Below are 25,343 nucleotides of genomic sequence, written 5' to 3' on the forward strand. Positions count from 1 at the left end.
TTCACACTACACCTTCCATGTTCCAATAAACTGTATTTTGTCTCTCTGAAGCAATATCTAATAAATAACGTCCGTAATCATTTTTTATTAAAGGTTGTGCTAATTCCATCAATTGATATTTTGAAATATATCCCATTCTATATGCAATTTCTTCTAAACAAGCCACTTTAAATCCTTGTCTTTTTTCAACTGTTTCGATAAAAGTAGATGCCTCAATTAAAGAATCATGTGTCCCTGTATCTAACCATGCAAATCCTCTTCCAAGTAATTCTACCTTTAATGTATTACTCTTTAAATACGATTTATTAATATCAGTGATCTCTAATTCGCCTCTTAAAGACGGTTCAATACCCTTAGCAATTTCTACAACCTTATTGTCATAAAAATAAAGGCCAGTAACTGCAAACTCTGATTTAGGAATATTAGGTTTCTCTTCTATTGAGATTGCATTTTGATTTTCATCAAATTCAACTACCCCAAATCGTTCTGGATCTTTAACTCTATATCCAAAGACTGTAGCTCCTGTCTCTCTTTTCGCAGCTTTTTGTAAAACCGTTGTAAAACCTGGCCCAAAGAATATGTTGTCTCCAAGTATTAATGCCACCGAATCATTTCCAATAAACTCTTCACCTATAATAAATGCTTCTGCTAGACCATTAGGTTCTTCTTGAACTGCATATTGCAAGGAAATCCCTAAATTTTGTCCGCTCCCTAACAATTGTTCAAATCTCGGAAGATCTTCAGGAGTTGAAATAATTAATATTTCTTTAATACCAGCTAACATTAATACAGATAATGGATAATATATCATCGGTTTATCATAAACCGGTAATAGTTGCTTAGATACTGCTTTTGTAATAGGGTACAATCTCGTTCCACTTCCACCAGCTAAAATAATTCCTTTCATAGCTTTACCTCCATTTTTCTATAAAATATCTCGATTCATATGTCATTCTTTAATATGCATCTTGTGAACCTAATAACAAGAATACTGTTTTACATATGATTTTCATATCAAACAAAATACTTCTTTTTTTTATATAGATTAAATCCAACTCAACCATTCCATCAAAATTTATACTACTTCTGCCACTAACTTGCCATAATCCTGTACAGCCTGGGGTCACAAGTAGCCTTTGTTTATCGTAAGCAGTATATTCTTTCACTTCTCGCAAAAGTGGTGGTCGTGGACCTACTAGACTCATTTCACCCTTTAATACATTTAATAACTGCGGTAATTCGTCTATACTTGTTTTACGAATAAATTTCCCTATCTTCGTTATACGAGGATCATCTTTCATTTTAAACATGGCCCCTGATACTTCATTATGTTGTAACAAATCTTTTAACCTTTCTTCGGCATCTGTTACCATTGAACGAAATTTATACATTCCGAATTCTTTTCCATCTTTTCCAACACGAATTTGTTTAAAAAAGACAGGGCCTTTCTTGTCTTCTAATTTAATTATTATAGCAACAATAATAAAAATCGGTGAAAGAAAAATAAGTCCACATATCGCACCAAATATATCCATCAAACGCTTCATAAACAAATACAATCTATCTTTGTTTATCTCTTTAGTAACCAGTAATTCCTGCTCCTTAGCAGTTCCATTTGATAATTTAGTTAAGGCCAAAGCCCTCCCACCTCACTTTATACATGTATATTTTCTTTTCTTACAATTTCATTCATATACCGCATTAATTCATTTTTCAACTCTTCATGTTGTAATGCCATTTCAATTGTAGTCTTAATAAATCCAAACTTCTCCCCAACGTCATAACGAATCCCTGTAAAATTATATGCAAATACACGTTGAATTTCATTTAATCTTTGAATCGCATCTGTCAACTGAATTTCTCCACCCGCACCCGTTTGCTGATCCTCAAGAAACATAAAAATTTCTGGTGTTAATACATAGCGACCCATAATCGCTAAATTTGATGGAGCTGCTCCTTGAGCTGGCTTTTCAACGAATTGACGTACTTGATAACGACGATCGTTTTGTTCAACTGGATCGATAATGCCGTAACGATGCGTTTCATTTTCAGGTACGGTTTGTACACCAATAACTGACGACTGTGTACCTTCATATTGATCCATCAATTGACGTAAGCACGGTGTTTCTGCTTGTACAATATCATCACCAAGTAATACCGCAAATGGTTCATTTCCAATAAATTTACGTGCGCACCATACTGCATGCCCTAAACCCTTCGGCTCTTTTTGTCTTATGTAATGAATATTAATTTTTGATGAAGCTTGTACTTTTTCAAGCATTTCATGTTTTCCTTTTTCTAAAAGGTTTTGTTCTAATTCAAAGGAATGATCAAAATGATCTTCAATCGCACGTTTTCCTTTTCCAGTAACAATAATAATATCTTCAATTCCTGATTCTATCGCTTCTTCTACTATGTATTGAATTGTCGGTTTATCGACGATTGGTAACATTTCTTTCGGCATCGCTTTCGTTGCTGGTAAAAATCTTGTCCCAAGACCAGCTGCCGGAATAATCGCTTTTCTTACTTTTTTCAATTGTGGTCCTCCTTATATTTTCTATTTATATGTAGCAATAATAAAAACCCTACCTACAGAGTCATAGTTATAACTCCATAGGTAGAGTTTCTATCATAAATAAATTGTGGGCATCTAACCCATCCTCACGTCATACTCCCGACGACAAGCGTCTAAGGTAGGTTCGAAATAAAAATTTCTACCCACAGCACGACCGAGTGCCTCCATTGATAACGGTCAGGAGGCATCACCTGTTCTTTATTAAAAAATACCGAATAATTTTTTACGACGAATTAGTTCTGGGTCTTCTTTATAAATTGCTTTTCCGCTAATTAATAAGTATGGATTTTCTTTTAAGTCACTCATAACGTTCATTCCGAATTCCTTTTCAATTAATTCGTAGCTTTCTGCTAGATGAAATCCTCTTGAAGTTGTGTTATGCGCATCTGATGCGACCATATGCGTTAAATTATGTTCAACAAGTTGTAGTGAAAATTTTTTAATCTTGTTACCGAACTTTCCAAGTAAACTCCCTGCCGTTACCTGTGTTAATGCACCTTTATTTACAAGGTTATATAATTTATCTGGCTGCTCGATTAACTCGGCATTACGTTCTGGGTGAACGATAATTGGAATCATTCCTTTTACACGTAATTCATATAATAGTTGTTCGGCATAACGGGGTACATGATTAGATGGAAACTCAATTAATATATATTTATTTGTTTCATTTAAAGTAACAATTTTACCAGCTTCATAGTCTTCTAATAAATCACCATATAACCTGACCTCTTGTCCCGGTAAAATTTTCAGTGGAATTTCATTTTGTTGTAGTTCATCATTTAGTTGTTTTACTTGATGAATAATTGGAGTACGTTCATTTATATATTTTCCATTTTGATGGTGTGGTGTTGCGACGATTGTATGTATTCCTTCTTGAACAGCCCTTTGTGCCATCGCTAAACTATCTGTTACTGTTTGTGCACCATCATCGATGCCATGTAAAATGTGACAATGTAAATCAATCATTTGTTTCATCCTCCCTCTCTCTTAGTAATCTTTTTTCCCTTGAATAGGAAATTCATTTCCTATTCAAGGGAAAAAAGGAGATATGTCCTTGCCATATCTCACTCTTTTAGTTAGTTTGCACCGTAGTAATAATATAAGCTTTGTTCGCTTTCACGGTCGTTCAGAACAACTCCTAATAGTTTACCTTTTGCAGACTCTAATAATCCTTTTGCTTTTACTGCTGATTCTTTCTCTGTCACTTCACTGCGAACGACAAGAATAGAAGCATCACATTGATTTGCCATAATTTGCGCATCTGTTACAGCTAAAATAGGTGGCATATCAAAAATAACTAAATCATACATACTATATGCTTGCGCAAGAAGTTCTTGCATTGATTTTGAACCTAATAATTCCGCGGGATTGGGCGGAATTGGGCCACAAGCTAGAAAGCTCAAATTCTCAACTGCTGTCGTTTGTACACATTTCTCTAAACGTTCACTATGCGTTAATACGTTCGTTAATCCGAAAATATTATCTACTTGGAACATTTGATGCATCGCTGGTTTACGCATATCTGCATCAATTAATAATACTTTTTTCCCTTGTTGAGCAAAAACAACTGCCATATTCGCTGTCGTTGTTGTTTTTCCTTCACTTGGGTTCGCAGACGTTACCATTAATGAATGTAAATTCGTATCTACAGCTGCAAATTCGATGTTCGTTCGAATATTACGATATTGTTCTGAAATGGGTGATTTCGGTTGTTGATGAGCAATTAATTGACGACGTTGACGGTGATTTTTTTTCTTTTTAAATAAATTAAGAGCCAATTGTTTGTCCCCTCACTTTTCTTGATGATGGAGCGTGTGATTTCACGTTTGTTGTTTCTTCATCCATACGAGCAACGATACCTAACACTGGTAAGCCAAGTAAGTTTTCTACATCTTCTTCTTTTTTCACTGTGTTATCTAAGTATTCTAGTAAGAATGCAAGACCAACTGAAGCCATTAAACCAACAACGAAAGCAATTACTACATTTAACATCGGACGTGGTTTAATCGGCGATTGATTTTCTGCAACTTCTGCTTTAGATAGTACTGTTACGTTATCAACATTCATAATTTTTGCAACTTCACCTTTAAATACATCTGCGGTTGCATTTGCAATATCACGAGCTAGTTTCGGATTTTTGTCCTCAGCCGTAACAGAAATAACCTGTGATTCTTTCTCATTTGTAACATCAATTTTTTCTGTTAACTCTTGTACCGTTGAGCTTAATTTCAAATTTTCCTTTACTTGATCTAAAATCACTGGACTCTTAATAATGACTTTATATGTATTCGTTAATTGAATATTCGTTTGAACTTCACCAGCTTGGATCATTGTTCCATCTTGTTTCTTCTGGTTAACAAGAATTTGCGTCGAAGATTGATAGATTGGTGTCATAAAGAAGAAGCTAATGATAGCACTTACTATAGCTGCACCAAAGGCGATTACGAGGATCATTGCTAAACGTTTTTTTAAGATATGAAATAACTCTTTTAAACTGATTGTTTCTTCCATAAGTTCCTCCAACTTTCTAAAATTTGCACATAAGAAAAATTATAACATATAATATTACATTTTTTTATTTTAGTAATATCTACGTACGATTGCTATTTAAAAACATATATAATCTTACAAAATAATCTTAAAAATGACAACACATTCCATCAAATTTCCATTACATCTTTTTTTATATAAAGCAATAAAAAGATATAAAGCTATGAAACAATGCAAAAAAGCCAATAAAAATACTTACTGGCTTTAAAAATTATTATATCATACATTAGTTTCTAATAATATCCATATTGTTCCTTTTCTTCTCGCTTGTCATTTAGTACGACACCAAGTAGTTTACCAGATGCCTTGTCTAATATTTGTTTTGCTTTCAATATTTTATCTTTTTCTGTTTTTTCACTACGCACGACAAGTATGATTCCATCACATTTGTTCGCAAGTATTTGTGCATCGGTAACAGCAAGGACTGGCGGTGTGTCGATTAAAACAATATCAAACATGTTATATGCCTCTAGTAATACCTCGTCCATTACCCGATTTCCTAACAGTTCTGCTGGGTTTGGTGGTATTGGACCTGACCCCATTAAGTATACATTCTCTATATCTGTTTTTTGAATACATTGCATTAATTTTGCTTGTCCTAATAATACGTTCGTTAATCCATTTGAATGATGAATTGCAAATAAGTTTTGTATCGCCGGCTTACGTAAGTCAGCTCCGATTACTAAAACTTTCTTTCCTTGTTGACCGAAAACAACTGCTAAGTTTGCAATTGTCGTCGTCTTTCCGTCACCTGGATCTGCTGAAGTGACAATAAGAGAACGAATATGATTATCTACAGATGTAAATTCAATATTCGTACGAATGTTGCGGTATTGCTCTGCAATACGCGATTTAGGCTCTTTATGTGTAATTAATTGTTTTAATGGCTTTCTTTTCTTTCTCCCGAACATGTCCTAGTCTCCTTTTTTAAACGCGACCCCTTCTCCCTATTTCTATACGCTCGATATACACGCCTATTTCATTCATGATCGATATATTACACTTATTCCCCACTTATTTACACTGTTAAATCCATCCATTCTCTCCCATATCTAACCATAATCCATGCCATTCTATTTTGTCCTATATAAAGGCCTTAACAATATGACAATAGCCTCATTTCTTTTATACCTTTATCATTTATCTCAAAAGCGAGATAAATGATAAAGTAATTATATGGTAATCCAAATTAGTTTGCATATTTCTTTTTATATCGATATATATAGTAAACAAAAAAATCTTCCTGTATTTTTACAAGAAGATTTTTTTATTCTATCTATTCTTTTTTATCACCAATTGCAAATGTAATTTCAGCTTCACACGCAACTTCACCATCCACTGTTGCGATTGCTTTTCCTTTTCCAATCGGACCACGCACGCGTGTCATTTCTACTTCTAGGCGAAGTTGATCACCTGGGCGTACTTGCTTTTTGAAACGGCAATTGTCGATACCTGCGAAGAAAGCAAGTCTTCCGCGGTTTTCTTCTTTCTTTAATACAGCAACTGCCCCAACTTGCGCTAATGCTTCTACAATAAGTACACCAGGCATAACTGCATAGTCTGGGAAGTGCCCATTAAAGAACTCCTCGTTTGCAGATACATTTTTAATTCCAACCGCTCTTTTCCCCTCATCCACTTCTAATATTTTATCAACAAGTAAAAACGGATAGCGGTGAGGAATGATTTCTTTAATTTGTTCTATATTTAGCATGTAACAATCGCCCCTTTTACAATATTGGTCTTACCACTTGGACATATTGTTATTATCCCATTTTGTTTATTATTTGTCATTATAAAGTGAAACTTTACTTCCTATTTATAAAAAAATGCACACACTCTATTCCATTAAAATAGTTGCACTTCTCAGCAACTGACACGGAGGTAGAAAAGAGTGTATGCCCAAATTAGGGAAAGGCAATATGTATTCGAACATTTTTTGCCTTAATGTCGTATTCGACTCATTATATTATATACGTTTTCAAATAAGGAAATATTAAATTCAACCATATATATGAATATTTTACCTGTTTTCTCTATTTTTCTTTATTTTTCTTCTATTTTCTCAATAAATTAAAAAAATATAAAGATATAAAAAAATAAAAAAGGACTAAGATTTGATACCTTAGTCCTTCTCACTTTATTTCAAAGCACGACGTGGTAATTTATCGATATTCTCTAACATAATACCTGTACCAACAGCAACACATTGCATTGGGTTTTCAGCGATTAATACTGGTACCTTTAATTCTTCTGCTAGAAGCATGTCGATACCGTGTAATAAAGCTCCACCGCCTGTTAGAATAACACCGCGATCGATAATGTCCGCAGATAGTTCTGGTGGTGTACGCTCTAGTACGCCTTTTGCAGCTTGTACAATAATAGCTGCGTCTTCTTTTAGTGCTTCTGTAATTTCTTCAGAGCATACTGTAATTGTACGTGGTAAACCTGTTACCATGTCACGTCCGCGAATTTCAAGCTCTTCACTGCGTGCACCTGGGAATACTGTACCAATTTTAATTTTAATATTTTCTGAAGTACGTTCTCCAATTAATAGCTTATACTTACGTTTAACGTAGTTTAAGATTTCCATATCAAACTTATCGCCAGCCATTTTGATAGAGGAAGAGGTAACAATATCACCCATAGAAAGTACGGCAATATCTGTTGTACCTCCACCAATATCAACAACCATGTTTCCGCTTGGCTGGAAAATTTCCATACCAGCACCAACTGCGGCTACTTTTGGTTCTTCTTCTAAAAATACTGTTTTACCACCTGAACGTTCAGCAGCCTCACGAATTGCTTTTTGCTCTACAGATGTGATATTTGTTGGACAGCAAATTAAAATGCGAGGTTTTGAAAAGAAGCTCTTCACGTCCAATTTGTTAATGAAATACTTTAACATTGCTTCTGTAATTTCGAAATCTGCTATTACACCATCTTTAAGTGGGCGAATTGCCACAATATTACCAGGTGTACGTCCCACCATACTTCTTGCTTCTTCACCTACTGCTAATACTTTTCCACTATTACGATCAATTGCCACAACAGATGGCTCATTTAACACAATACCCTTACCTTTAACATGAATTAATACGTTAGCCGTACCTAGGTCAATTCCGATATCTCGCGCAAACATTCCCGTCATTTCCTCCTCGATATTCAAAATCAGGTTATACCCGAATTCTTTTACACCTAATTTCTGATTTTATCATAAATTTAACAGAAACGTAATATTCGCAAAAAGAATTCTTCTGAAAAATATTACCGAATTCGCAAGGAATGTTTGCTATTTTAGATTTATTGGCGGACAGGGTTTTCTGTATCTTCTTTACGGTACTTCTGCTTTGTTGCTTCTCCTCCTCTTAAATGACGAATAGACTTATGATAATCAAGAATTTCTTTCACTTCATTTGCGAGCTCTGGATTAATTTCTGGCAAACGTTCTGTTAAATCTTTATGGACTGTACTCTTTGATACCCCAAACTCCTTTGCAATTACACGCACTGTCTTTCTTGTCTCCACGATATACTTGCCAATCTTGATAGTTCTCTCTTTGATGTAATCGTGCACACCACTCGCCTCCCTAAATTGGATGTGAGAAGTGTGAAATGAGACTCGCTGCATACGACTATGAAGTAAATGTGAGTGCTGTTTGTAAGCGTTAAACATTCTTGGATTTATAATGAAATGATTCACGATTTCTCACCTCAAACACTCTCTTTGCATTGGTTTATACCATTGTATTGCCCGCACTACTGATATATGCTACATGTTCACTATTTTTGCGGACTAAGTTAAGAAAAATTACGTTTTTTTGTGAGAAATACGTTAACAATGACAATTATGGCGAAAAAAAAGTGACACCTCTTTATAAAAGGTGTCACTCTTCTCTTTCATACTCTTCTTCTAACAACTGATGGTGGGGAACTTCTTTCTTACCGGCAATATAATAGTATAAAGCGAATAAAACAAACAATAAAATAATAGCAATCGACAGAACAGATAAAAATGACATAGTATCCCCTCCCTTTTATAATATATATTCGGGAATCTCGTCATTTTTCCTTGTTATTGCAACTTTTTTCTCGAAATTGATTATTTTTATATAAAAATAAAAAAATCAGCTCTCCTAATGAGAACTGATTTTTTTACTTTATTATTCTTGTGAAGAAGAACCGTTAGATGATTCTGTAGAACCATTCGTTGATTTTTCTTCTTTTTGAGATTTCTCATCTTGTTTGCCGTTCGTCTCTTTATCACTAGTCGAGCCGCTTGTTGATTTCTCTTCTTTTTTAGACTTATCTTCTGTTTTACTTTCTGGTTTCGTGCTTGTTGACTTTTCTTCTTTTTGAGATTTGTCATCAGCCTTTTTACCTGAAGCATTTGTCGCCTTTGCAGCACCTGCATCAGCTTTAATTTCTGCTACTGATTTATTTAAGTAACGCTCAGGGTTCACAGCCACATTGTCTTTACGTACTTCAAAGTGAACGTAAGAACCTGCATCTTTATTCATTGCATTTAGACCTGATTTCCCTAACACTTCACCTTGCGCAACTCTTGCACCTTTTTCTACTTTCACACTGCCTAAGCTTTGATAAGATGCTGCTACACCATTTCCACTATCTACTGTTACAACATAACCAAGAAGTGAATCTTTTTCAGCTTTCGTTACTGTACCACTTAAAGCAGCTGTAACATCGAATTCTTTTCCGTTTTTCGCAGCAATGTCGATTCCTTTATTCGGGGAATATGTGTTGTTATAAAAGACAAGTGCTTTTTCTTGTTCCGCCTCTGATGCTGCATCTTCATAGAATTTCTTCTGTACTACTACTTCTGCATTTACTGCAGCTGGCATTTTCACTACTTCTGAAGATTTTGTTACCGGTACTGCTGGATCTTCCGATTGTGTATACGGTGTTGCTTGATCTTGGTTCGGAGCTTTCTTTGGATTAGCTCCTTGGAACCATAGCGCAACCATTAAGATTACCGCCGCACAAGCAATGTATAGTGCCGGAAACACCCATCTTTTTTGAAATAAATGTACTACCTTTTGTGACTTTTTACTATTTCTTCCTCGCATTCCATCATCACCTCAGCAATCATTTTGAACAATATTCACTCATCCTATACAACCTATAACTAATTACTTTTCGACAAAATATGTAAAAATATGTATAATATTCGCGGAATTTCCGAGGAAATGATGAAAAAAGAAAAAACTGAGCGTTTTGGCTCAGTTTTTAGTCCATTTGTTTCTTTTTATAAATGAAGAGCGTAATAGCAAGTACTGCAACTAACCAAATAGTTATGTTCAATAAATTACTAGTAATTGCACTAAAACCTTCACCTTTTATCACACCGCTGACTGCGAGGCCGATATGACGAGTCGGTAAATACTCGACTATTTTTGTAACAACCTCGTTTTTCACGAATCCTGCTATAAAATCACCAATAAGAAAGACCATTAGTATCGGTAACCCAATTGTTGATGTTTGCGGTACATTTTGAGCTATTAATCCAATACATGTTCCAATAAGGGTGAACATTAGCGTCCCAAGAACAAAGATGAATAATAACAATGCAATATTACCTTCTAATTTCCCTAAAATAAGTAGATTAATAAAACAAATCGCAACTGTAATTATGCCCGTTAATGAGCTTTTTCCAATTAATACTTCAATAGACGATGCTGGCGATAACATAAGAACACGAAGCGTACTTTTTTCCTTTTCTTCTGCGATAAGCATTGCCTGTATAAAGCCCCCAACCAAAACTAACGTCATTGTAATTAATGTACTTGCTCCAACTTCTCTAAAATTATCAGAACGACTATACAGTATCGCAAAGAAAATCGGCATTGCCATCATAATCAAACTCTGTGAATTCGTTTTAAAATCTTGTACCTCTTTCCGAAAAATAGCTGAAAATCTTCTCATTGAAAATGTCATTATAGTCCCCTCCCAGTAACTTCAATAAAGATATCGCCTAGCGTCGGTTCGTGTGAATGAATAGATAGTAATTCGCCTTTTTTCATCCATTCTGAAATGCGTTTTGCTCCTAATTCATCTTTTTGTACCGTTTCTTTTTGTTTATCTTTTAACACAACTTGTATTTGATCTTTCGCGTATTTTAATCGCAAGTTTTCTGGTGTATCAAGTGCTACAATTTCTCCCCCACACAGAAAGGCAATGCGGTTACAAAGCGTTTCTGCTTCCTCCATGTTGTGCGTTGTTAAGAAAATGGTTGTTCCTTCTTTATTTAAGTCTTTTAAGATTTTATGAATGTTTTGTACGTTTACTGGATCAAGTGCGGATGTTGGTTCATCTAAGAAGAGGATATCTGGTTTATGAAGAATTGCCCTTGCCAATGTGACGCGCTGCTTCATTCCTTTTGATAGTTTCTTTACTGGCGTTTTTTTATCATCTAATAAGTTCACTTGTGCTAGTACTTCATCAATTCGCTCTTTCTTGCAATCGTATAAGTCACAAAATAATAGTAAGTTATCATAAATGCTAAGTCTTTCATATAAGCCGCTATTGTCTGTTAAAATACCGATTCGTTTGTAATCAATACTACTTGGCCCTGTAATGTCTTTACCTAATACTCTTACAGTCCCAACACTATGAAGCAATTGAGAAGTTAATATTTTCACTGTTGTCGTTTTCCCAGATCCACTCGGTCCGAGGAATCCGAAAATTTCTCCTTGCTTCACCTCAATATTTACATTTCGAAGTGCTGTTTTTCCATCGAAACTTTTCATTACATCTTTCATTTCAATTGCCAATGTCATTTCGTCATCCCCTTTGTTTTTCTTTTTTATAGATGAAAGTCGCTTTAGCGCTTTTCGTTTGTTTGTTTCGCTTTTCTTGACTCAATCATATGAAAAACAAAGGGTAGGCGCAGTAAAATGCCGGTAAAAGGAGTATTTTTACCGGTGAATGAATCCTATTTTGAGCTTATTGGAGCACTTTTATAGCCCAATTACATCTTTTAATTCATCCATTCGTCCTTTTGAAAGTGGAATTGAACTTTTTCTTTCGTCATCCAAAATTAAACTAAAACTATTACGTGTCCATGTAATGACTTCTCGCACTCGTTGTAAATTAACGAGGTACGAGCGATGACATCTAAAGAAACCAAAACCTGTTAATCTCGTTTCTAGTTCACTTAATGTTAGTGCACATACAAAATCACCTTCACGCACATGAATATGTGTCACTCCGTTTTGCGTTTCAATGAAATGAATTTCCATTGGATCAAGTAAAATGATTTTGTCATTCACTTTCGCTGGTATCCTTTCTAATTTCATCTGCGGAATCATTTGAACGACCTTTTCTTCGTCAACTTCTTTCACTTCTTCTTGCTCAATTTCTACCTTTTTCACACCATTGTTGTTTAATATGTATACATCTTCTGTTAGCGAGAGCGCATCTGATAAGAAGGAGGACGTAATAAAGATCGCCTTTCCTTGCTCTTTCATTTTCATAATTGCTTTTCGAATAATAATCGTACTTTCTGTATCTACATTTTGCTCCGGCTCTTCCAAAATAACTAAATCCGGATTATGAATCATAACTCGCCCAATATGAAGGCGACGTTTCTCTGAAAATGACAGTTTTTCTATTTTAACGTTTAACTTATCTAGAAGACCGACATATTGTACAACTTCTTCTGTGCTCATATTTGATTCATAAAGCCCTAATAAAAACTTGAAGTACTCTTTCACCTTCAAACGGTCGTATGCTTCATCTTTCAAAAAACAAAAACCGATGCGTGAATAATTCTTCTTTCCAATCGCTGTGCCTTCAAATAGTACATTGCCAGTTGAAGCTTCTTCTTCACCGATAATGATGCGGTGCAACACTTTAGCTGTATGGTTATTACACTGCAAAACAACACATTGTCCCTTCTCAACCTCTAGCTCAATTGCCGGTAACTGGTTCGTCTTCCCTAACTGTTTCAACTCCAGTAGCGCCATTTCGTCTCCCCCAAATGTTTTTATCCTATTATACCAAACAATTAATGGAAAATTATGATATTTTAAACAAAAAAGAAGTAGGTATCAGGAAACCCCTGACACCTACTTCTTCACCATCAACTTTCCTTCATAATCGTTCATCGTCTTTATTTCAACACCTTTATAGTAATGAGCGACTATATCTGTATATTTCTTCCCTTCCGCTGCCATACCATTCGCACCGTACTGGCTCATACCGACGCCGTGACCGAACCCTTTCGTTGTAACGGTGATGTTATCTCCTTCTTGTTTCCACGTAAAATCTGAGGAGCGTAAGTCTAACTTTTCACGAACTTGTTTTCCTGTTAATGTTTTTCCTTGAAACGCTACATCCTTTACTCGCTTTCCTTCCGTAAGGTCTTTAATATTACCAACCTTTCCGTCCGCTAGTACTTTCACACCGAGGCGTTTTTGAAAATCAGCTACTGTGAATGTTTGCTCACTCGTAAATTTTGGAGAGGCTTGATCCCACGGACTATCTACACTCTTTAAGTACGGATAATCATTTCCCCAATAATCAGCTGCATTTTCTGTTCGTCCGTTACTCGTCGAGAAGAAGGATGCTGAAATTGGTTTTCCATCATACGTTAAAACTTGTCCTGCGGTTTTCGAAACGGCTTCCTCAATTTTCTTTAAATTACTTTCGTAGTTATTACCCCATTGTTTCTTCAATTCCTCTTTGCTTTTGTACACTTGATCTTTCACCGTATCTGTCACGTCCGCATTGTTTTTCTTACCACCGCTTAGCATACGCTGCACTACAAATGTTCTTGCTGCTAATGCCTGCGCCTTTAGCGCCTCTATTTCAAAGCTGGCATTCATCTCAGAAGCTACTACACCGGTCACATACTCCTCCATAGGTAATGTTTCTACCTTCTTCTGCTGATCACGATATACAGCAACTTGAACCGCTGTATCCACTTTCCCTGGAGCTGGTATACTTTCTATCGCTGGAGGAGTTTTAGAAGCTGCTTCTTCCCCTACTTTTGCTTTCGCAAACGGAATAACAAGAGCAGCAGGTACAATGATAACGAGCGCTATTAGGAGCGCTACTGTAATGAAAAGTGGCTTTGAAAATTTCATCCTATTCCCCCAATATAAAGTTGGATTCCTTTCATTCTTATGGAACTACGGGATTTTTTAGAACATACTTGGGGGTATCGATATAAAGTGAAACTTTAATGAGGTGGAGTTTTGAGGTGGGAGTCTTACTGAACGCAAATAGCCGGATAAAAAGAAAATTTTCTAAATATTTTTACTGAGACGTGCATAAGTATAGAATTTATTGACTATAACAGTAATAACCCAAAAAAAATAGCCTCTACGTCAAAAGACATAGAGACTATTTTAATTAAGCGTGAAGATCAGAAACTTCTTGTTCTTTCACTTCTTCTACTTTTTCGTTTACACGTTCAATAGTTGCACCTAATGCAGCTAATTTCTTATGGAAATCTACATAACCACGGTCAAGATGTTTTAACTCTGTTACACGAGTATAACCTTCTGATACTAAACCAGCTAAGATTAATGCTGCTGCAGCACGTAAATCAGTTGCGCCTACTTCAGCACCTTGCAAGCTACTTGGACCGTTCATAATTACAGAACGACCTTCGATTTTAATATCAGCATTCATACGACGGAATTCTTCAACGTGCATAAAGCGGTTTTCGAATACCGTTTCTGTAATCATACTTGTTCCATCAGCATGTAGTAATAATGCCATCATTTGTGATTGCATGTCTGTTGGGAAACCTGGATGAGGCATAGTTTTAATATCAACCGCTTTTAACTTATCTGGGCCGATAACACGTACACCTTCATTTTCCTCAATAATTTTAACACCCATTTCTTCCATTTTCGCTGTAATTGAGCGTAAATGTTCAGGCACAGCATTTTCAATTAAGATGTCTCCACCTGTAATTGCCGCTGCAACCATGAATGTTCCTGCTTCAATACGGTCAGGAATAATAGGGTGGTTTGCACCATATAATTTCTCAACGCCTTCAATACGAATCGTTCCAGTTCCAGCACCGCGTACTTTCGCTCCCATTGCATTTAAGAAGTTAGCTAAGTCAACGATTTCTGGCTCTTTCGCTGCGTTTTCAAGGACTGTTGTCCCTTTTGCTAATGTAGCTGCAGACATAATGTTTTCTGTTGCGCCTACGCTTGGGAAGTCTAAATAAATTTTAGCTCCTTTTAGTTCTCCCTCTACGTGTGCTTCAACAAATCCGTTACCAACTTTTACTTTCGCTCCCATTGCTTCGAAGCCTTTTAAATGTTGGTCAATTGGACGTGAACCAATTGCACATCCACCAGGAAGTGCAATACGAGCACGACCGTTACGTGCTAATAATGGTCCCATTACTTGAACAGATGCACGCATCTTACGTACATACTCAAATGGTGCTTCAATGTTTAATTCTTTAGAAGAATCGATTGTTACTTGGTTATTTTCAAATACGACTTCAGCATTTAAATGACGTAATACCTCGTTAATTGTGTATACATCAGATAATACTGGTACTTCAGATAGTACATTCTTTCCGTCACTCGCTAATAGGGCTGCAGCGATTATAGGTAATACAGCATTTTTTGCGCCCTCAACACGCACTGTGCCGCTTAACCGCTTTCCGCCACGGACGATGATCTTTTCCAAATTATTCCCCTCCGTGTCCTTTTTTCAGTATCTATTCACTCAATACTCAGAAGTTATGATCGGTGTGCCAACCACAATTGTATCTTTGTTGTTTGTAGAACGTATTGCTATTTGCACATTTATTTTCTCTCTATTTGTTGAAAGAGCGTCATTCCACTTTTTATTATATGCGGAGACTGATACAAATGCTCTTTCTTCTATCTGCTCGATCGCTCTTGCTGAAAGATCTTTCAAAACCTGATTGGTTTTATTTTGCAAAACACCTTCAATCTTATCATTCAATACACCTTGAACACAAGTGTAAATTATAGGTTTTTCGCTAAAAATTTCATTCATTCTCTGAACATACTTTGGGTCCCATTTCGCCCCGCTTACTTCAAATATAATGAAAGTGTTTTCTTTAGTATTTTCCTTACTCCAAGTTACTACTATTCGTTCTTCATGTGAAGAAGATTTTTTATAGGATGTAGCCTTATATCCATCTGGAGATTGTTCTAATTCCCAACTTTCAATGTTTGCCTCTTCCTTCACATCGTTTAACAGTTTTTGAAACGTATGTATATTAGAAATTGTTTTCGTTTCTCGCGCTAACCATGACCACCGCTCTACTTTTGCATCATTTTTCTCTAAAGCTGCAATCATGCTCTCCATTTTCTGTTCATCGCTTATAGGTTTCATCTCTTTATATCCAACCAAAAATAAAACAACACTCACGATAACGATAAGAATGGCTTTAAACTTCAATTTCATCCCCTCCTATCCCCATTGTTAACGGAGATATGAGGTTCTATACACTTACTTTACTAAATACGTTAAACTCTTTGAATAGCCTAAATAATCAAGGAAAAAGTTACTTACAGATGTCCCAATTGTAATTGTAATTAGGATGAGTAATACTCTCGTCTGCATCACTTTCCCAGACTTCATTAAGCGCTCAATGTGAATACCTTGTAAGGCCCACCACGTAATGGTAATAAATAATAAATGTGAAACAATGGCAATCAGTGCTTGTTGCCCTAAAAGATGTGCCAAAAAATCGACCCCTTTTTTTTGCTTGGCTACTACTTACGCAAAATGTAAAAAACGATACCATAAATAAGTAGAAGCCACACTTTTTCACACGCAAATAAGCATCTTACATTTTACATCGTAATTTTCTGTTAAAAAACATATACCTACAGGTGTTTTCATTTGCTGTTACTCCACAATAAAAAGCGTAGAGTACAGACTCTACACCTTTTATTTTTACTATTGTACCACGTTCCCTAAGAAGAAGAAATCTTTCATTAATGGAAAATATTCATAGAAGAAATTGTAACCAATCATCGGCATAATCCCCAGTATTACAATTGAAATTGCGCAAAGACTCATGACAATCTTTATATTTAACGGTAACTGAATTCTCTCGTCTGTCTCTCCATTACGGAAAAACATTTGCTGTAATATCCGGAAGTAATATACAAATGAAATAACTGTTGTCCCCATCATAATAGAAGCTAATACGTAATGAGCAGGCTCAACATGAAGTGCCCCTAAAAAGATGTTAATTTTCCCGATGAACCCTGCCGTCCCCGGTATTCCAGCTAATGATAAAATAAAGACCGTCATCACTATAGCTGTAAATGGGGATCGCTTGTATAACCCTGTAAAAATCGTCATATTTTCCTTATCATTTTGTAAGATTAATCCGTGAATGATTGCAAATGCGCCTATATTCATAAGCATATATGCAAGCATATAAAACCACATACTATCCATCGTAAACTGTGATAGCGCTACAAGAGGCACAAGCAAATACCCAGCATGCGCGATACCTGAATAGGCAAATAGACGTTTTACGTTGTATTGCTTTAATGCTACTACATTCCCAATAATCATCGTAATACTAGCTAGTACAGCAATGTATATACTCATACGCCCGTACAAAGATTGTGCGTCTCCTTGGATTGCCACGCCTGCAAACACCATAAGAAACAAACGCGTAATGAGTAGAAATCCAGCAATTTTAGAAATCGTTCCGAGGAAAGCAGTGACAGGTGTAGCCGCTCCCTCATACACATCTGGTGCCCACATATGAAATGGCACTGTTGCAATTTTGAATGAGAGTCCAACGAGCAAAAGTAGAAATGCGAGAGCTAACAATAATTGAATGCCCCCGGCCAATCCTTGCGTAAATACCTTTTGCATCTCCACTATGTTGGTCGACCCTGTAATACCGTATAAATAACTCATTCCAAAGAGTGTAATTGCTGTTCCAATTCCTCCGTTAATGACATATTTCATTGCAGCCTCATTCGATGCGCGGTTTCTTTTTCGGATTCCTACTAAAATATAGGAAGAAAGCGAAAGCAACTCTAAACCTACAAATAGTGTAATGAAATCAACACTAGAAGCCATGAACATCGCTCCAAGAAGCGCCATTAAGATTAAATAATAATATTCTCCCTTATCCCCGATAGGCTCCTTCTTGTCATCGCTCATTGCCATACATAAGATGAGAGCTACTCCGATTAATAACAACGTTTTAAATCCTTTTGAAAATCCATCTAACACAAACGATCCATTTAAAATATCTCCTGCCGGTTCGCTGTATAGCGAAATTAATGACACTATCGCTAACAGGGCAGCGGCAATTGCACTAATCGCTACGTACCTATGGTTCAGCTTAAAAAACAAATCACATATGGAAAGAAGGATGGCAGCTCCGAGAATAATAAATTCTGGTACCATGAGATGCCATGATAAGCTAAGTAATGTGTTCATATCCATCCTACTTCACCCCCAATGTTTTCAATGTAGTTTGAAGTGGATCCCCTAGTAGTTCTGGCATTACCCCTATTGCAATAATACAAACGATAAGCACTATAACAGGAACGTACTCCCATCCGTGTATATCAGATTTCACTTCCCATTCTTTCTTACCAAATGTCACTTGAAGTGTCGCTCTTAATACGTATACAGCGGTCAAAATAATTCCAAGTACACCTGCGGCAGCGATAACCGGTTTTCCTTGGAATAAACCGAGAAAGGCAAGGAATTCGCTAATAAATCCAGACATCCCTGGCATTCCAAGCGATGCCATACCGCCCGCTAGGAAGAAACCGCTAAGTACTGGAACACTTTTTGCAAGTCCACCAAGTGCTGTAATATCCGAAGTCCCGAAACGCTCTTCAATAATGCCAAGCAAGAAGAAGAGCAAGGCCGCAATTAAACCGTGAGACACAACTTGGAACAGCGCCCCTTGTGTACCTGGTGCATTTAACGCCGCAAGACCCATTAATACAATGCCCATATGCGAAATACTAGAGTAAGCAAGCACCTTTCTAAAGTCCGTTTGGATGAGTGCTAGAAAGGCCCCGTACAATAAATTAATGACTCCTAAAATCGCAATTAGCGTTGCAAACTCACGAAAATATTCTGGGAATAGTCCTTTCCCGAAACGAACAATACCGTACGCACCAATCTTCAGCAAAACCCCCGCATGAAGCATAACTACAGCCGGATGTGCTTCTATGTGTACATTGACCATCCAGCGATGCAAAGGGAAAACAGGGAGTTTAATCGCAAAGGCAATCATTATGGCAAGAAACAAGCCGAACTGTAAGCTACTTGAGACAGCCATTCCTCCCCCAGCACCTACACTCGTTAATATTTCTTTAAGCTCCGCAATATTTGTCGTACCTGTTTTCGCAAATAAAACCGAGAAAACGATAAGTAAAATAGCTGATCCAATACCGTTATATATTAAATAACTATATGCAGCCTTTTCACTCGACAATTTCCCCCACTTGCCAATTAATAAAAACATTGGCGGCAACGTAATTTCAAAGAAGATGAAGAACAGCATTAAATTTTTAGCAGCGAAGACACCGAGCATCCCTATTTCTAACATGAGTAATAGCATGTAGAATGCTTTCAAATTTCTTTTAATAGAAAATGCCGCAATAGCTGCAAGCATCGCTAGAAGGGCTGTGAGCACCATCATTACAAGCGATAAACCATCAATACCAAGCTCGTAATAAATTGAAAACCACCTTTTGTCCACTGCTGTGAAATCCCCAAATTTAATCCATTTCACTTTTTCATCAAATATCGATAAACTCTTTCCTGAAGCGTATGTACAAGCAAGGACGATAGCAATTCCAAATGGAAGCGCCGTTCCGAATAAACCAAGCGCCTGTACTGTACGCGATTCTCGTTTCGGCGTTAATAAAAGCAAGAGAATTCCTAAAAGTGGGGAAAAAATGAAGAACGTTAATAGCAATCCATTCATCGTAAATCCCCTCCCGTATATAACAAAATAATTAGGAGCACTGCGAGCGAAACTGCTGTTACAGTTCCATACACTTGTACATTCCCGTTTTGAAGCCGTGATCCTAGGCCACTCATACCTTTAACGAATCCAGCAATTAAAACTGAGATTCCTTCTACAACGTATACTTCAAATAAGCGAAGCACATGAGCGATTCCTTTCGTAATAGGAAGCACCGTCACATTGTATAGTTCATCCACATAATATTTTTCTTTCAAAAGGTTATAAAGAGGCGTCCCTTCTCCGCCAGCCCAATCTCTAGAGATAGATTTCTTACCATATATGAAATATGCGAGGGCAATTCCAGCGAATGAAACGAGCGTCGCAACAACCATAATCCAAACAGGTCCATGCACTTCCTTCACCTTGAATCCTATATCCTTCGTCAGCCAATCCCCAAGAAACGTCCCAAACCACGGTGTATTTATATAGCCTGCCACTACCGCAAGAACACCCAGGACAATCATCGGATACGTCATGGTGCGAGGCGATTCATGCACCTCTTCCTTCGTCTTCGTTTCCCCTGTAAAGACAAGAAAGTATAGACGGAACATATAAAATGCTGTTAGAAATGCCGCAATTACTGCTAAAACGAATAGAAAGTAATTGCCATTCATCCAAGCCGCCGCTAAAATTTCATCTTTACTAAAAAATCCGGAAAGAAGAGGAACACCACTAATTGCAAGTGTGCCTATTAAAAATAGTGCACCGGTTACTTTCATCTTTTTCTGTAAACCGCCCATTTTATTAATGTTTTGCGTATGGACTGCATGAATTACACTTCCTGCTGCCAGAAACAGTAATGCTTTAAAAAAGGCGTGTGTCGTTAAGTGAAAGATACCAGCTACATAACCAGCAGAGCCTAGCGCAAGCATCATATACCCGAGCTGACTAACTGTAGAATAAGCAAGAACCCTCTTAATATCTGTTTGCACTAGACCAATAGAGGCCGCAAAGATTGCGGTGAAAGCCCCAACGATTGCCACAGTTTGCATCGCTACCGCACTTGCTGAAAATAGCGGAAACATCGTCGCTACTAAATATACGCCGGCCGCAACCATCGTTGCCGCGTGAATAAGCGCCGAAACAGGCGTCGGTCCTTCCATTGCATCTGGCAACCATGTATGAAGCGGGAACTGACCCGATTTCCCCATCGCACCGATAAAAATTAATATCGCCGTTATTGTAATCATAGAAGGAGAGAGATCGCCCGTATGAATCGCTTTAAAAATCGCGTCATATTCAAAACTACCTGCGTGCCAAAAAATTAAAATCATCCCAACAAATAGCCCAACATCCCCAATACGTGTCATAATAAAAGCCTTTTTCGCAGCAGCCTTCGCTTCTTCTTTAAAGAAATAAAAACCGATAAGTAAAAACGAACCAAGACCAACTAACTCCCAAAATATATAAAGCTGTAATAAATTCGTCGATATAACTAGCCCAAGCATCGCAAATGTAAAGAGCCCTAAATATGCATAAAAGGTTGATAATCTGGCGTCACCTTTCATATAACCTTTTGAGTACACATGTACAAGAAAACTCACAAGCGTAACGATAAACAACATTAAAGCTCCTAATGCGGTAACTTCAAAACCAAATGATATATCTATATCTCCTACCCTAAGCCATACCCACTTATGCTTCACTGCCTCGGATGAAAACCGTTCTATTAGTACCACTACCGCGGATATAAAGGAAAGAAAGGTAAAGAAAATACCTAGTACACTACTTCCCTCTCTAATTTTCTTCCCGAACACAATAAGTAACAAAAACGAAACAAGCGGGAAAAGCGGTATGAGCCATGCATAATCGATCATTGTTTCCTTCCCCCTTTTCGGTCACAATGCTATCCTTTGAGCGTATCCATCTCATCTACATGAACTGTCGGGCGATTACGGTACAAAGCAATCAAAATCGCAAGACCTACCGCTGCCTCCGCTGCCGCTACAGACATCGTAAACAGCGAAAAAATTTGTCCTGTTAAATTCGGAAACAAGCCTAATTTACTAAACGCTACTAAATTTAAATTGGCCGCGTTAAGCATTAATTCGATACAAACTAGTACAATTACTGTATTTCGCTTTGTTAAAGCTCCAAATAAGCCGATGCAAAACAAAATAATCGCAAGTGTTAAATACGCAGAAGCTGGAACGCTACTCATGGGAATCCTCCTCTCCCTCATCCTTCTTCGCAAGGATAATCGCTCCTACAAGTGCTACAAGTAAAATAACTGAGGTTAACTCAAATGGAATAATATATTTTGAATAGAGAAGTGTACCGATTTGAAGTGTGTTGTTTTCATGGAGAGGTAAACTTCCTTGTGTGCTTTGATTTGAAAAATCGATACTATTAACAGCGAAATACATAACTGCTCCAAATGCTACAACTGCAAAGAAGATAATCCATTTTCGAAGAGTAAGGCGCGATTCATTTTCCGCGTTATGTTTCGTTAACATAATGCCAAAAATCATAATAATAGTGATCGCACCAGAGTAAAGTAAAATTTGTGCAACTCCGATAAATTCGGCCGATAAGAGAAAATACAAACCTGCAATGCTAAGGAATGTAAGCACAAGGGCCAACATCATATGCATTACTTTCGTTAAATTCAGCATAAGAACACCGCCGATAATCGCAGACAAGGATAATATAAAGAAAGCTATAAACTCGCCATTCATGCTTTATTCTCCTTCCTGACGTTCTCGTCGTTCTCGTCAAGCCACTGCAAATTTTTAAATAAATCATCACGTGAATACTCTGCGAGTTCAAAGTTATTTGTCATTACAATCGCCTCTGTCGGGCAAACTTCTGTACATAAATCGCAAAGAATACAAATTTCAAAATTAATATCGTACGTGTCGATAATTTTTCCTTTTTTCGTGGGATCAGGATGTTTTTTTCCCGTTAATTGAATGCAATCTGTCGGACAAATGTTGGAACACTGATTACAGACAATACATTTCTCTGGATAAAACTTTTGAATACCCCGAAAGCGGTCTGGTAATGGCAACGGTTGATTCGGATAATCATACGTCACCTTTTTCTTACTCAAATTACTAAGCGTATATTTTAACCCTTTAAATAGTCCTTTCATCTCTTACTGGCACCCCCTTTATAGATTAGAAGAATAGCTCCTTAATCAATGCCGTTAAGAAAATATTTGCAAGCGCGATCGGTAATAATACTTTCCAGCCAAACTCCATTAACTGGTCACCTCTTATACGCGGGAACGTAACGCGGAACCAAATTAATAGAAAGACCACACTGCTGAATTTCAAAGCAAACCATACGGCTCCTGGAATAAATCCAAGGAACATAACTGGATTCCATCCGCCTAAAAAGAGTACTGTAATTAAAGATGCCATTCCGAAGAAATATACATACTCTGAAAGCATGAAAAACGCCCAGCGAAACCCCGAATATTCCGTATGGTATCCTGAAACAAGTTCTGACTCCGCTTCGGGTAAATCAAACGGTGTCCTATTTAACTCTGCAACTGCCGCGATTAAGAAAATGACGAAACCGATTGGCTGTGCGAAAATGTACCATACCTTCTCTTGCGCCGCTACAATTTCATTTAAATTAAGGCTACCAGCTAACAAAACGACGCCAATTACACTCATCACAAGTGGAATCTCATAAGAAATCATTTGCGCCGCCGCACGCATCCCTCCTAAAAGGGAATATTTATTATTTGATGCCCATCCCCCAGTTACAACTCCGATCGTCGTAATCCCAGAAACAGCAATGTAATACAGTAACCCTACGCCAATATCCGCGAACTGAAATTTATCAGTAAACGGGATAACCGCAAGCACCATAAATGCTGGTGCGAATGCAATAACAGGCGCTAATATAAACAACGGTTTATCAGCAGCTTTCGGGATGCTATCTTCTTTTAATAACAGTTTCAAAACATCAGCTACCGTTTGGAGTAAACCGAACCGGCCCCCAACTTGGTTTGGCCCAATCCGTCCTTGCATAAATCCCATCACTTTCCGTTCTGCCAAAATACCGTATGTAACGAAGCCAAGGACTGCAAATAATAGAAGCACCGCTAACCCGAAAAAAATGAAGAAATTCGTCCAGCTTGAAGGTGATTGTAAGAGTGTCTCAATCATTAGCCGTCAACCTCCCCAAGTACAATATCAACCCCACCTAAAATCGTAATTAAATTGGCGATATTTTCACCTTTCAATAATTTCGGTAGGATTTGCAAATTATAAAAAGACGGTCTACGAAATTTCAAACGGTACGGCTCTTTCTTTCCATCACTAGCAATATAACAGCCAATCTCCCCGCGTGGTGACTCTATACGGACGAATGCTTCTCCCTTAGGTGCCTTAATAATTTTCGGGACTTTCGCCAGTACAGCGCCGTCTTTCGGGAACTGCTCGGCTGCTTGCTCAATAATTTTCAATGACTCCTCAATTTCCTCCATCCGGCAAACGTAGCGATCCCAAGCATCTCCCACGCCCCCAACAGGAACATCAAAGTCAAAACGATCATAAATAGAATACGGCTCATCTTTACGAAGATCCCATTTTACCCCCGTGCACCGTAAATTCGCTCCGCTTAAAGAATATGAAATCGCCTCTTCGGCGTTATATACGCCAACGCCTTTCACACGATTTAAGAAAATTTCATTTCCGCTAACGAGATCGTGGTAACCTGCCAATTGCTCTCTCATATATGGAACAAACTCTTTCACCTTTTCAATCCAGCCGTCTGGCGCATCCCACTTCACGCCGCCGACTCTCATATAGTTGAAAGTAAGCCTTGCACCGCACAATTCAGTTAATAAATTTATAATCATCTCTCGTTCACGAAAGGCGTATAGAAACGGGCTAACCGCTCCTATATCAAGCAAGTTCGTTCCCCACCAGACGAGATGACTCGCAACTCTCCCAAGTTCCATCGCAAGCACCCGTAAATATTCAGCACGCTCCGGAATCTCAAGATCCATCATCGTCTCTACAGCATGGCAAAGGACGTAATTATTCGTCATTGCTGATAAATAGTCCATTCGATCTGTATACGGGATAATTTGCGTATATTGCAAGCTCTCAGCAATCTTTTCTGTTCCGCGATGCAAATATCCAATAACTGGTGTAGCCTCTTTAATAATTTCTCCGTCAATCTTAATTACAAGCCGAAACACACCATGTGTACTCGGATGTTGCGGTCCTACATTTAAGAGCATCTCTTCCGTACGGATCACAAG

27 protein-coding genes are annotated in these 25,343 nt (G+C 37.4%); all 27 read right to left on the bottom strand.

The window, feature by feature from the left end; all coding sequences use genetic code 11:
- Position 1: 1 nt before the first annotated feature.
- Positions 2-907 carry a glucose-1-phosphate thymidylyltransferase RfbA gene (rfbA, locus tag EXW56_RS25155; protein WP_215597075.1) on the bottom strand — a complete coding sequence of 302 codons (906 nt, stop codon included), beginning with the start codon at positions 905-907 and terminating at the stop codon, positions 2-4.
- Between the two features lie 49 nt (positions 908-956).
- Complete coding sequence (locus EXW56_RS25160) at positions 957-1,637, bottom strand: sugar transferase (RefSeq protein ID WP_215597076.1); 681 nt, start codon at positions 1,635-1,637, stop codon at positions 957-959.
- 17 nt (positions 1,638-1,654) lie between these two features.
- Complete coding sequence (galU, locus tag EXW56_RS25165; RefSeq protein ID WP_215597077.1) at positions 1,655-2,536, bottom strand: UTP--glucose-1-phosphate uridylyltransferase GalU; 882 nt, start codon at positions 2,534-2,536, stop codon at positions 1,655-1,657.
- Between the two features lie 240 nt (positions 2,537-2,776).
- Positions 2,777-3,544, bottom strand: a complete 768-nt coding sequence (locus tag EXW56_RS25170; protein WP_215597592.1) for a tyrosine-protein phosphatase — start codon at positions 3,542-3,544, stop codon at positions 2,777-2,779.
- A gap of 110 nt (positions 3,545-3,654) precedes the next feature.
- Positions 3,655-4,356, bottom strand: coding sequence for a CpsD/CapB family tyrosine-protein kinase (locus EXW56_RS25175; RefSeq protein WP_215597078.1), 702 nt, complete (start codon positions 4,354-4,356; stop codon positions 3,655-3,657).
- Positions 4,346-5,089 carry a YveK family protein gene (locus EXW56_RS25180; protein ID WP_215597079.1) on the bottom strand — a complete coding sequence of 248 codons (744 nt, stop codon included), beginning with the start codon at positions 5,087-5,089 and terminating at the stop codon, positions 4,346-4,348. Before EXW56_RS25180 ends, EXW56_RS25175 begins: the two co-directional genes overlap by 11 nt.
- A 272-nt stretch (positions 5,090-5,361) precedes the next feature.
- The gene (locus tag EXW56_RS25185) at positions 5,362-6,039 is read right to left on the bottom strand and encodes a CpsD/CapB family tyrosine-protein kinase (RefSeq protein ID WP_215597080.1); all 678 of its coding nucleotides are present in this window, start codon (positions 6,037-6,039) and stop codon (positions 5,362-5,364) included.
- A 365-nt stretch (positions 6,040-6,404) separates the two neighbouring features.
- Complete coding sequence (fabZ, locus tag EXW56_RS25190) at positions 6,405-6,839, bottom strand: 3-hydroxyacyl-ACP dehydratase FabZ (RefSeq protein WP_000931959.1); 435 nt, start codon at positions 6,837-6,839, stop codon at positions 6,405-6,407.
- Positions 6,840-7,265: 426 nt separating this feature from the next.
- Complete coding sequence (locus tag EXW56_RS25195; RefSeq protein ID WP_002113009.1) at positions 7,266-8,267, bottom strand: rod shape-determining protein; 1,002 nt, start codon at positions 8,265-8,267, stop codon at positions 7,266-7,268.
- 161 nt (positions 8,268-8,428) lie between these two features.
- Positions 8,429-8,701 (bottom strand): sporulation transcriptional regulator SpoIIID, encoded by a 273-nt coding sequence (gene spoIIID, locus EXW56_RS25200; RefSeq protein WP_002089714.1) that lies wholly within the window; start codon positions 8,699-8,701, stop codon positions 8,429-8,431.
- A gap of 310 nt (positions 8,702-9,011) precedes the next feature.
- Positions 9,012-9,146 carry a hypothetical protein gene (locus tag EXW56_RS25205; protein ID WP_002016211.1) on the bottom strand — a complete coding sequence of 45 codons (135 nt, stop codon included), beginning with the start codon at positions 9,144-9,146 and terminating at the stop codon, positions 9,012-9,014.
- A 141-nt stretch (positions 9,147-9,287) separates the two neighbouring features.
- Positions 9,288-10,211 carry a stage II sporulation protein SpoIIQ gene (locus EXW56_RS25210; RefSeq protein WP_215597081.1) on the bottom strand — a complete coding sequence of 308 codons (924 nt, stop codon included), beginning with the start codon at positions 10,209-10,211 and terminating at the stop codon, positions 9,288-9,290.
- 160 nt (positions 10,212-10,371) lie between these two features.
- Complete coding sequence (locus tag EXW56_RS25215) at positions 10,372-11,079, bottom strand: ABC transporter permease (protein ID WP_215597082.1); 708 nt, start codon at positions 11,077-11,079, stop codon at positions 10,372-10,374.
- Entirely contained in the window at positions 11,079-11,921 is an 843-nt protein-coding gene (locus EXW56_RS25220) for an ABC transporter ATP-binding protein (protein ID WP_215597083.1), read from the bottom strand. Before EXW56_RS25220 ends, EXW56_RS25215 begins: the two co-directional genes overlap by 1 nt.
- A gap of 180 nt (positions 11,922-12,101) precedes the next feature.
- Positions 12,102-13,109, bottom strand: a complete 1,008-nt coding sequence (locus EXW56_RS25225; protein WP_215597084.1) for a LytTR family transcriptional regulator DNA-binding domain-containing protein — start codon at positions 13,107-13,109, stop codon at positions 12,102-12,104.
- A 102-nt stretch (positions 13,110-13,211) separates the two neighbouring features.
- Positions 13,212-14,231 carry a stage II sporulation protein D gene (gene spoIID / locus EXW56_RS25230; protein ID WP_002113019.1) on the bottom strand — a complete coding sequence of 340 codons (1,020 nt, stop codon included), beginning with the start codon at positions 14,229-14,231 and terminating at the stop codon, positions 13,212-13,214.
- Positions 14,232-14,499: 268 nt separating this feature from the next.
- Complete coding sequence (gene murA, locus EXW56_RS25235) at positions 14,500-15,804, bottom strand: UDP-N-acetylglucosamine 1-carboxyvinyltransferase (protein ID WP_002068497.1); 1,305 nt, start codon at positions 15,802-15,804, stop codon at positions 14,500-14,502.
- Positions 15,805-15,843: 39 nt separating this feature from the next.
- A complete protein-coding gene (locus tag EXW56_RS25240; RefSeq protein WP_002113020.1) occupies positions 15,844-16,548 on the bottom strand; it encodes a YwmB family TATA-box binding protein in 705 nt (234 codons plus the stop codon).
- A 51-nt stretch (positions 16,549-16,599) separates the two neighbouring features.
- Entirely contained in the window at positions 16,600-16,836 is a 237-nt protein-coding gene (locus EXW56_RS25245; protein WP_002113021.1) for a DUF1146 family protein, read from the bottom strand.
- 216 nt (positions 16,837-17,052) lie between these two features.
- On the bottom strand, positions 17,053-18,567 hold the full coding sequence (gene nuoN, locus EXW56_RS25250; RefSeq protein ID WP_353845741.1) for an NADH-quinone oxidoreductase subunit NuoN: 1,515 nt from the start codon (positions 18,565-18,567) through the stop codon (positions 17,053-17,055).
- Positions 18,568-18,574: 7 nt separating this feature from the next.
- A complete protein-coding gene (locus EXW56_RS25255; protein WP_070168209.1) occupies positions 18,575-20,077 on the bottom strand; it encodes an NADH-quinone oxidoreductase subunit M in 1,503 nt (500 codons plus the stop codon).
- Positions 20,074-21,936 (bottom strand): NADH-quinone oxidoreductase subunit L, encoded by a 1,863-nt coding sequence (nuoL, locus tag EXW56_RS25260; protein ID WP_002198778.1) that lies wholly within the window; start codon positions 21,934-21,936, stop codon positions 20,074-20,076. Before nuoL ends, EXW56_RS25255 begins: the two co-directional genes overlap by 4 nt.
- A 29-nt stretch (positions 21,937-21,965) precedes the next feature.
- Positions 21,966-22,280 carry an NADH-quinone oxidoreductase subunit NuoK gene (gene nuoK / locus EXW56_RS25265; protein WP_000100081.1) on the bottom strand — a complete coding sequence of 105 codons (315 nt, stop codon included), beginning with the start codon at positions 22,278-22,280 and terminating at the stop codon, positions 21,966-21,968.
- Positions 22,273-22,797 carry an NADH-quinone oxidoreductase subunit J gene (locus EXW56_RS25270; RefSeq protein WP_002198777.1) on the bottom strand — a complete coding sequence of 175 codons (525 nt, stop codon included), beginning with the start codon at positions 22,795-22,797 and terminating at the stop codon, positions 22,273-22,275. Before EXW56_RS25270 ends, nuoK begins: the two co-directional genes overlap by 8 nt.
- Positions 22,794-23,213, bottom strand: coding sequence for an NADH-quinone oxidoreductase subunit NuoI (gene nuoI / locus EXW56_RS25275; RefSeq protein WP_000677191.1), 420 nt, complete (start codon positions 23,211-23,213; stop codon positions 22,794-22,796). Before nuoI ends, EXW56_RS25270 begins: the two co-directional genes overlap by 4 nt.
- Positions 23,214-23,238: 25 nt before the next feature.
- Positions 23,239-24,240 carry an NADH-quinone oxidoreductase subunit NuoH gene (gene nuoH, locus EXW56_RS25280; protein WP_002144750.1) on the bottom strand — a complete coding sequence of 334 codons (1,002 nt, stop codon included), beginning with the start codon at positions 24,238-24,240 and terminating at the stop codon, positions 23,239-23,241.
- Positions 24,240-25,340: an NADH-quinone oxidoreductase subunit NuoD gene (nuoD, locus tag EXW56_RS25285; RefSeq protein WP_002198776.1), complete on the bottom strand. Its 1,101-nt coding sequence runs from the start codon at positions 25,338-25,340 to the stop codon at positions 24,240-24,242. Before nuoD ends, nuoH begins: the two co-directional genes overlap by 1 nt.
- Positions 25,341-25,343 lie beyond the last annotated feature (3 nt).

Origin of the sequence: Bacillus mycoides (assembly GCF_018742245.1) — a bacterium.
Lineage (GTDB): Bacteria > Bacillota > Bacilli > Bacillales > Bacillaceae_G > Bacillus_A > Bacillus_A cereus_U.

Bases quoted from the DNA above. Each gene is read 5' to 3' on its own strand.
- rfbA (WP_215597075.1), bottom strand. From the start codon at position 907: ATGAAAGGAATTATTTTAGCTGGTGGAAGTGGAACGAGATTGTACCCT.
- EXW56_RS25170 (WP_215597592.1), bottom strand. From the start codon at position 3,544: ATGATTGATTTACATTGTCACATTTTACATGGCATCGATGATGGTGCA.
- EXW56_RS25180 (WP_215597079.1), bottom strand. From the start codon at position 5,089: ATGGAAGAAACAATCAGTTTAAAAGAGTTATTTCATATCTTAAAAAAA.
- EXW56_RS25185 (WP_215597080.1), bottom strand. From the start codon at position 6,039: ATGTTCGGGAGAAAGAAAAGAAAGCCATTAAAACAATTAATTACACAT.
- fabZ (WP_000931959.1), bottom strand. From the start codon at position 6,839: ATGCTAAATATAGAACAAATTAAAGAAATCATTCCTCACCGCTATCCG.
- EXW56_RS25195 (WP_002113009.1), bottom strand. From the start codon at position 8,267: ATGTTTGCGCGAGATATCGGAATTGACCTAGGTACGGCTAACGTATTA.
- EXW56_RS25205 (WP_002016211.1), bottom strand. From the start codon at position 9,146: ATGTCATTTTTATCTGTTCTGTCGATTGCTATTATTTTATTGTTTGTT.
- EXW56_RS25210 (WP_215597081.1), bottom strand. From the start codon at position 10,211: ATGCGAGGAAGAAATAGTAAAAAGTCACAAAAGGTAGTACATTTATTT.
- EXW56_RS25215 (WP_215597082.1), bottom strand. From the start codon at position 11,079: ATGACATTTTCAATGAGAAGATTTTCAGCTATTTTTCGGAAAGAGGTA.
- EXW56_RS25220 (WP_215597083.1), bottom strand. From the start codon at position 11,921: ATGACATTGGCAATTGAAATGAAAGATGTAATGAAAAGTTTCGATGGA.
- EXW56_RS25225 (WP_215597084.1), bottom strand. From the start codon at position 13,109: ATGGCGCTACTGGAGTTGAAACAGTTAGGGAAGACGAACCAGTTACCG.
- spoIID (WP_002113019.1), bottom strand. From the start codon at position 14,231: ATGAAATTTTCAAAGCCACTTTTCATTACAGTAGCGCTCCTAATAGCG.
- nuoN (WP_353845741.1), bottom strand. From the start codon at position 18,567: ATGAACACATTACTTAGCTTATCATGGCATCTCATGGTACCAGAATTT.
- EXW56_RS25255 (WP_070168209.1), bottom strand. From the start codon at position 20,077: ATGAATGGATTGCTATTAACGTTCTTCATTTTTTCCCCACTTTTAGGA.
- nuoL (WP_002198778.1), bottom strand. From the start codon at position 21,936: ATGATCGATTATGCATGGCTCATACCGCTTTTCCCGCTTGTTTCGTTT.
- nuoK (WP_000100081.1), bottom strand. From the start codon at position 22,280: ATGAGTAGCGTTCCAGCTTCTGCGTATTTAACACTTGCGATTATTTTG.
- EXW56_RS25270 (WP_002198777.1), bottom strand. From the start codon at position 22,797: ATGAATGGCGAGTTTATAGCTTTCTTTATATTATCCTTGTCTGCGATT.
- nuoI (WP_000677191.1), bottom strand. From the start codon at position 23,213: ATGAAAGGACTATTTAAAGGGTTAAAATATACGCTTAGTAATTTGAGT.
- nuoH (WP_002144750.1), bottom strand. From the start codon at position 24,240: ATGATTGAGACACTCTTACAATCACCTTCAAGCTGGACGAATTTCTTC.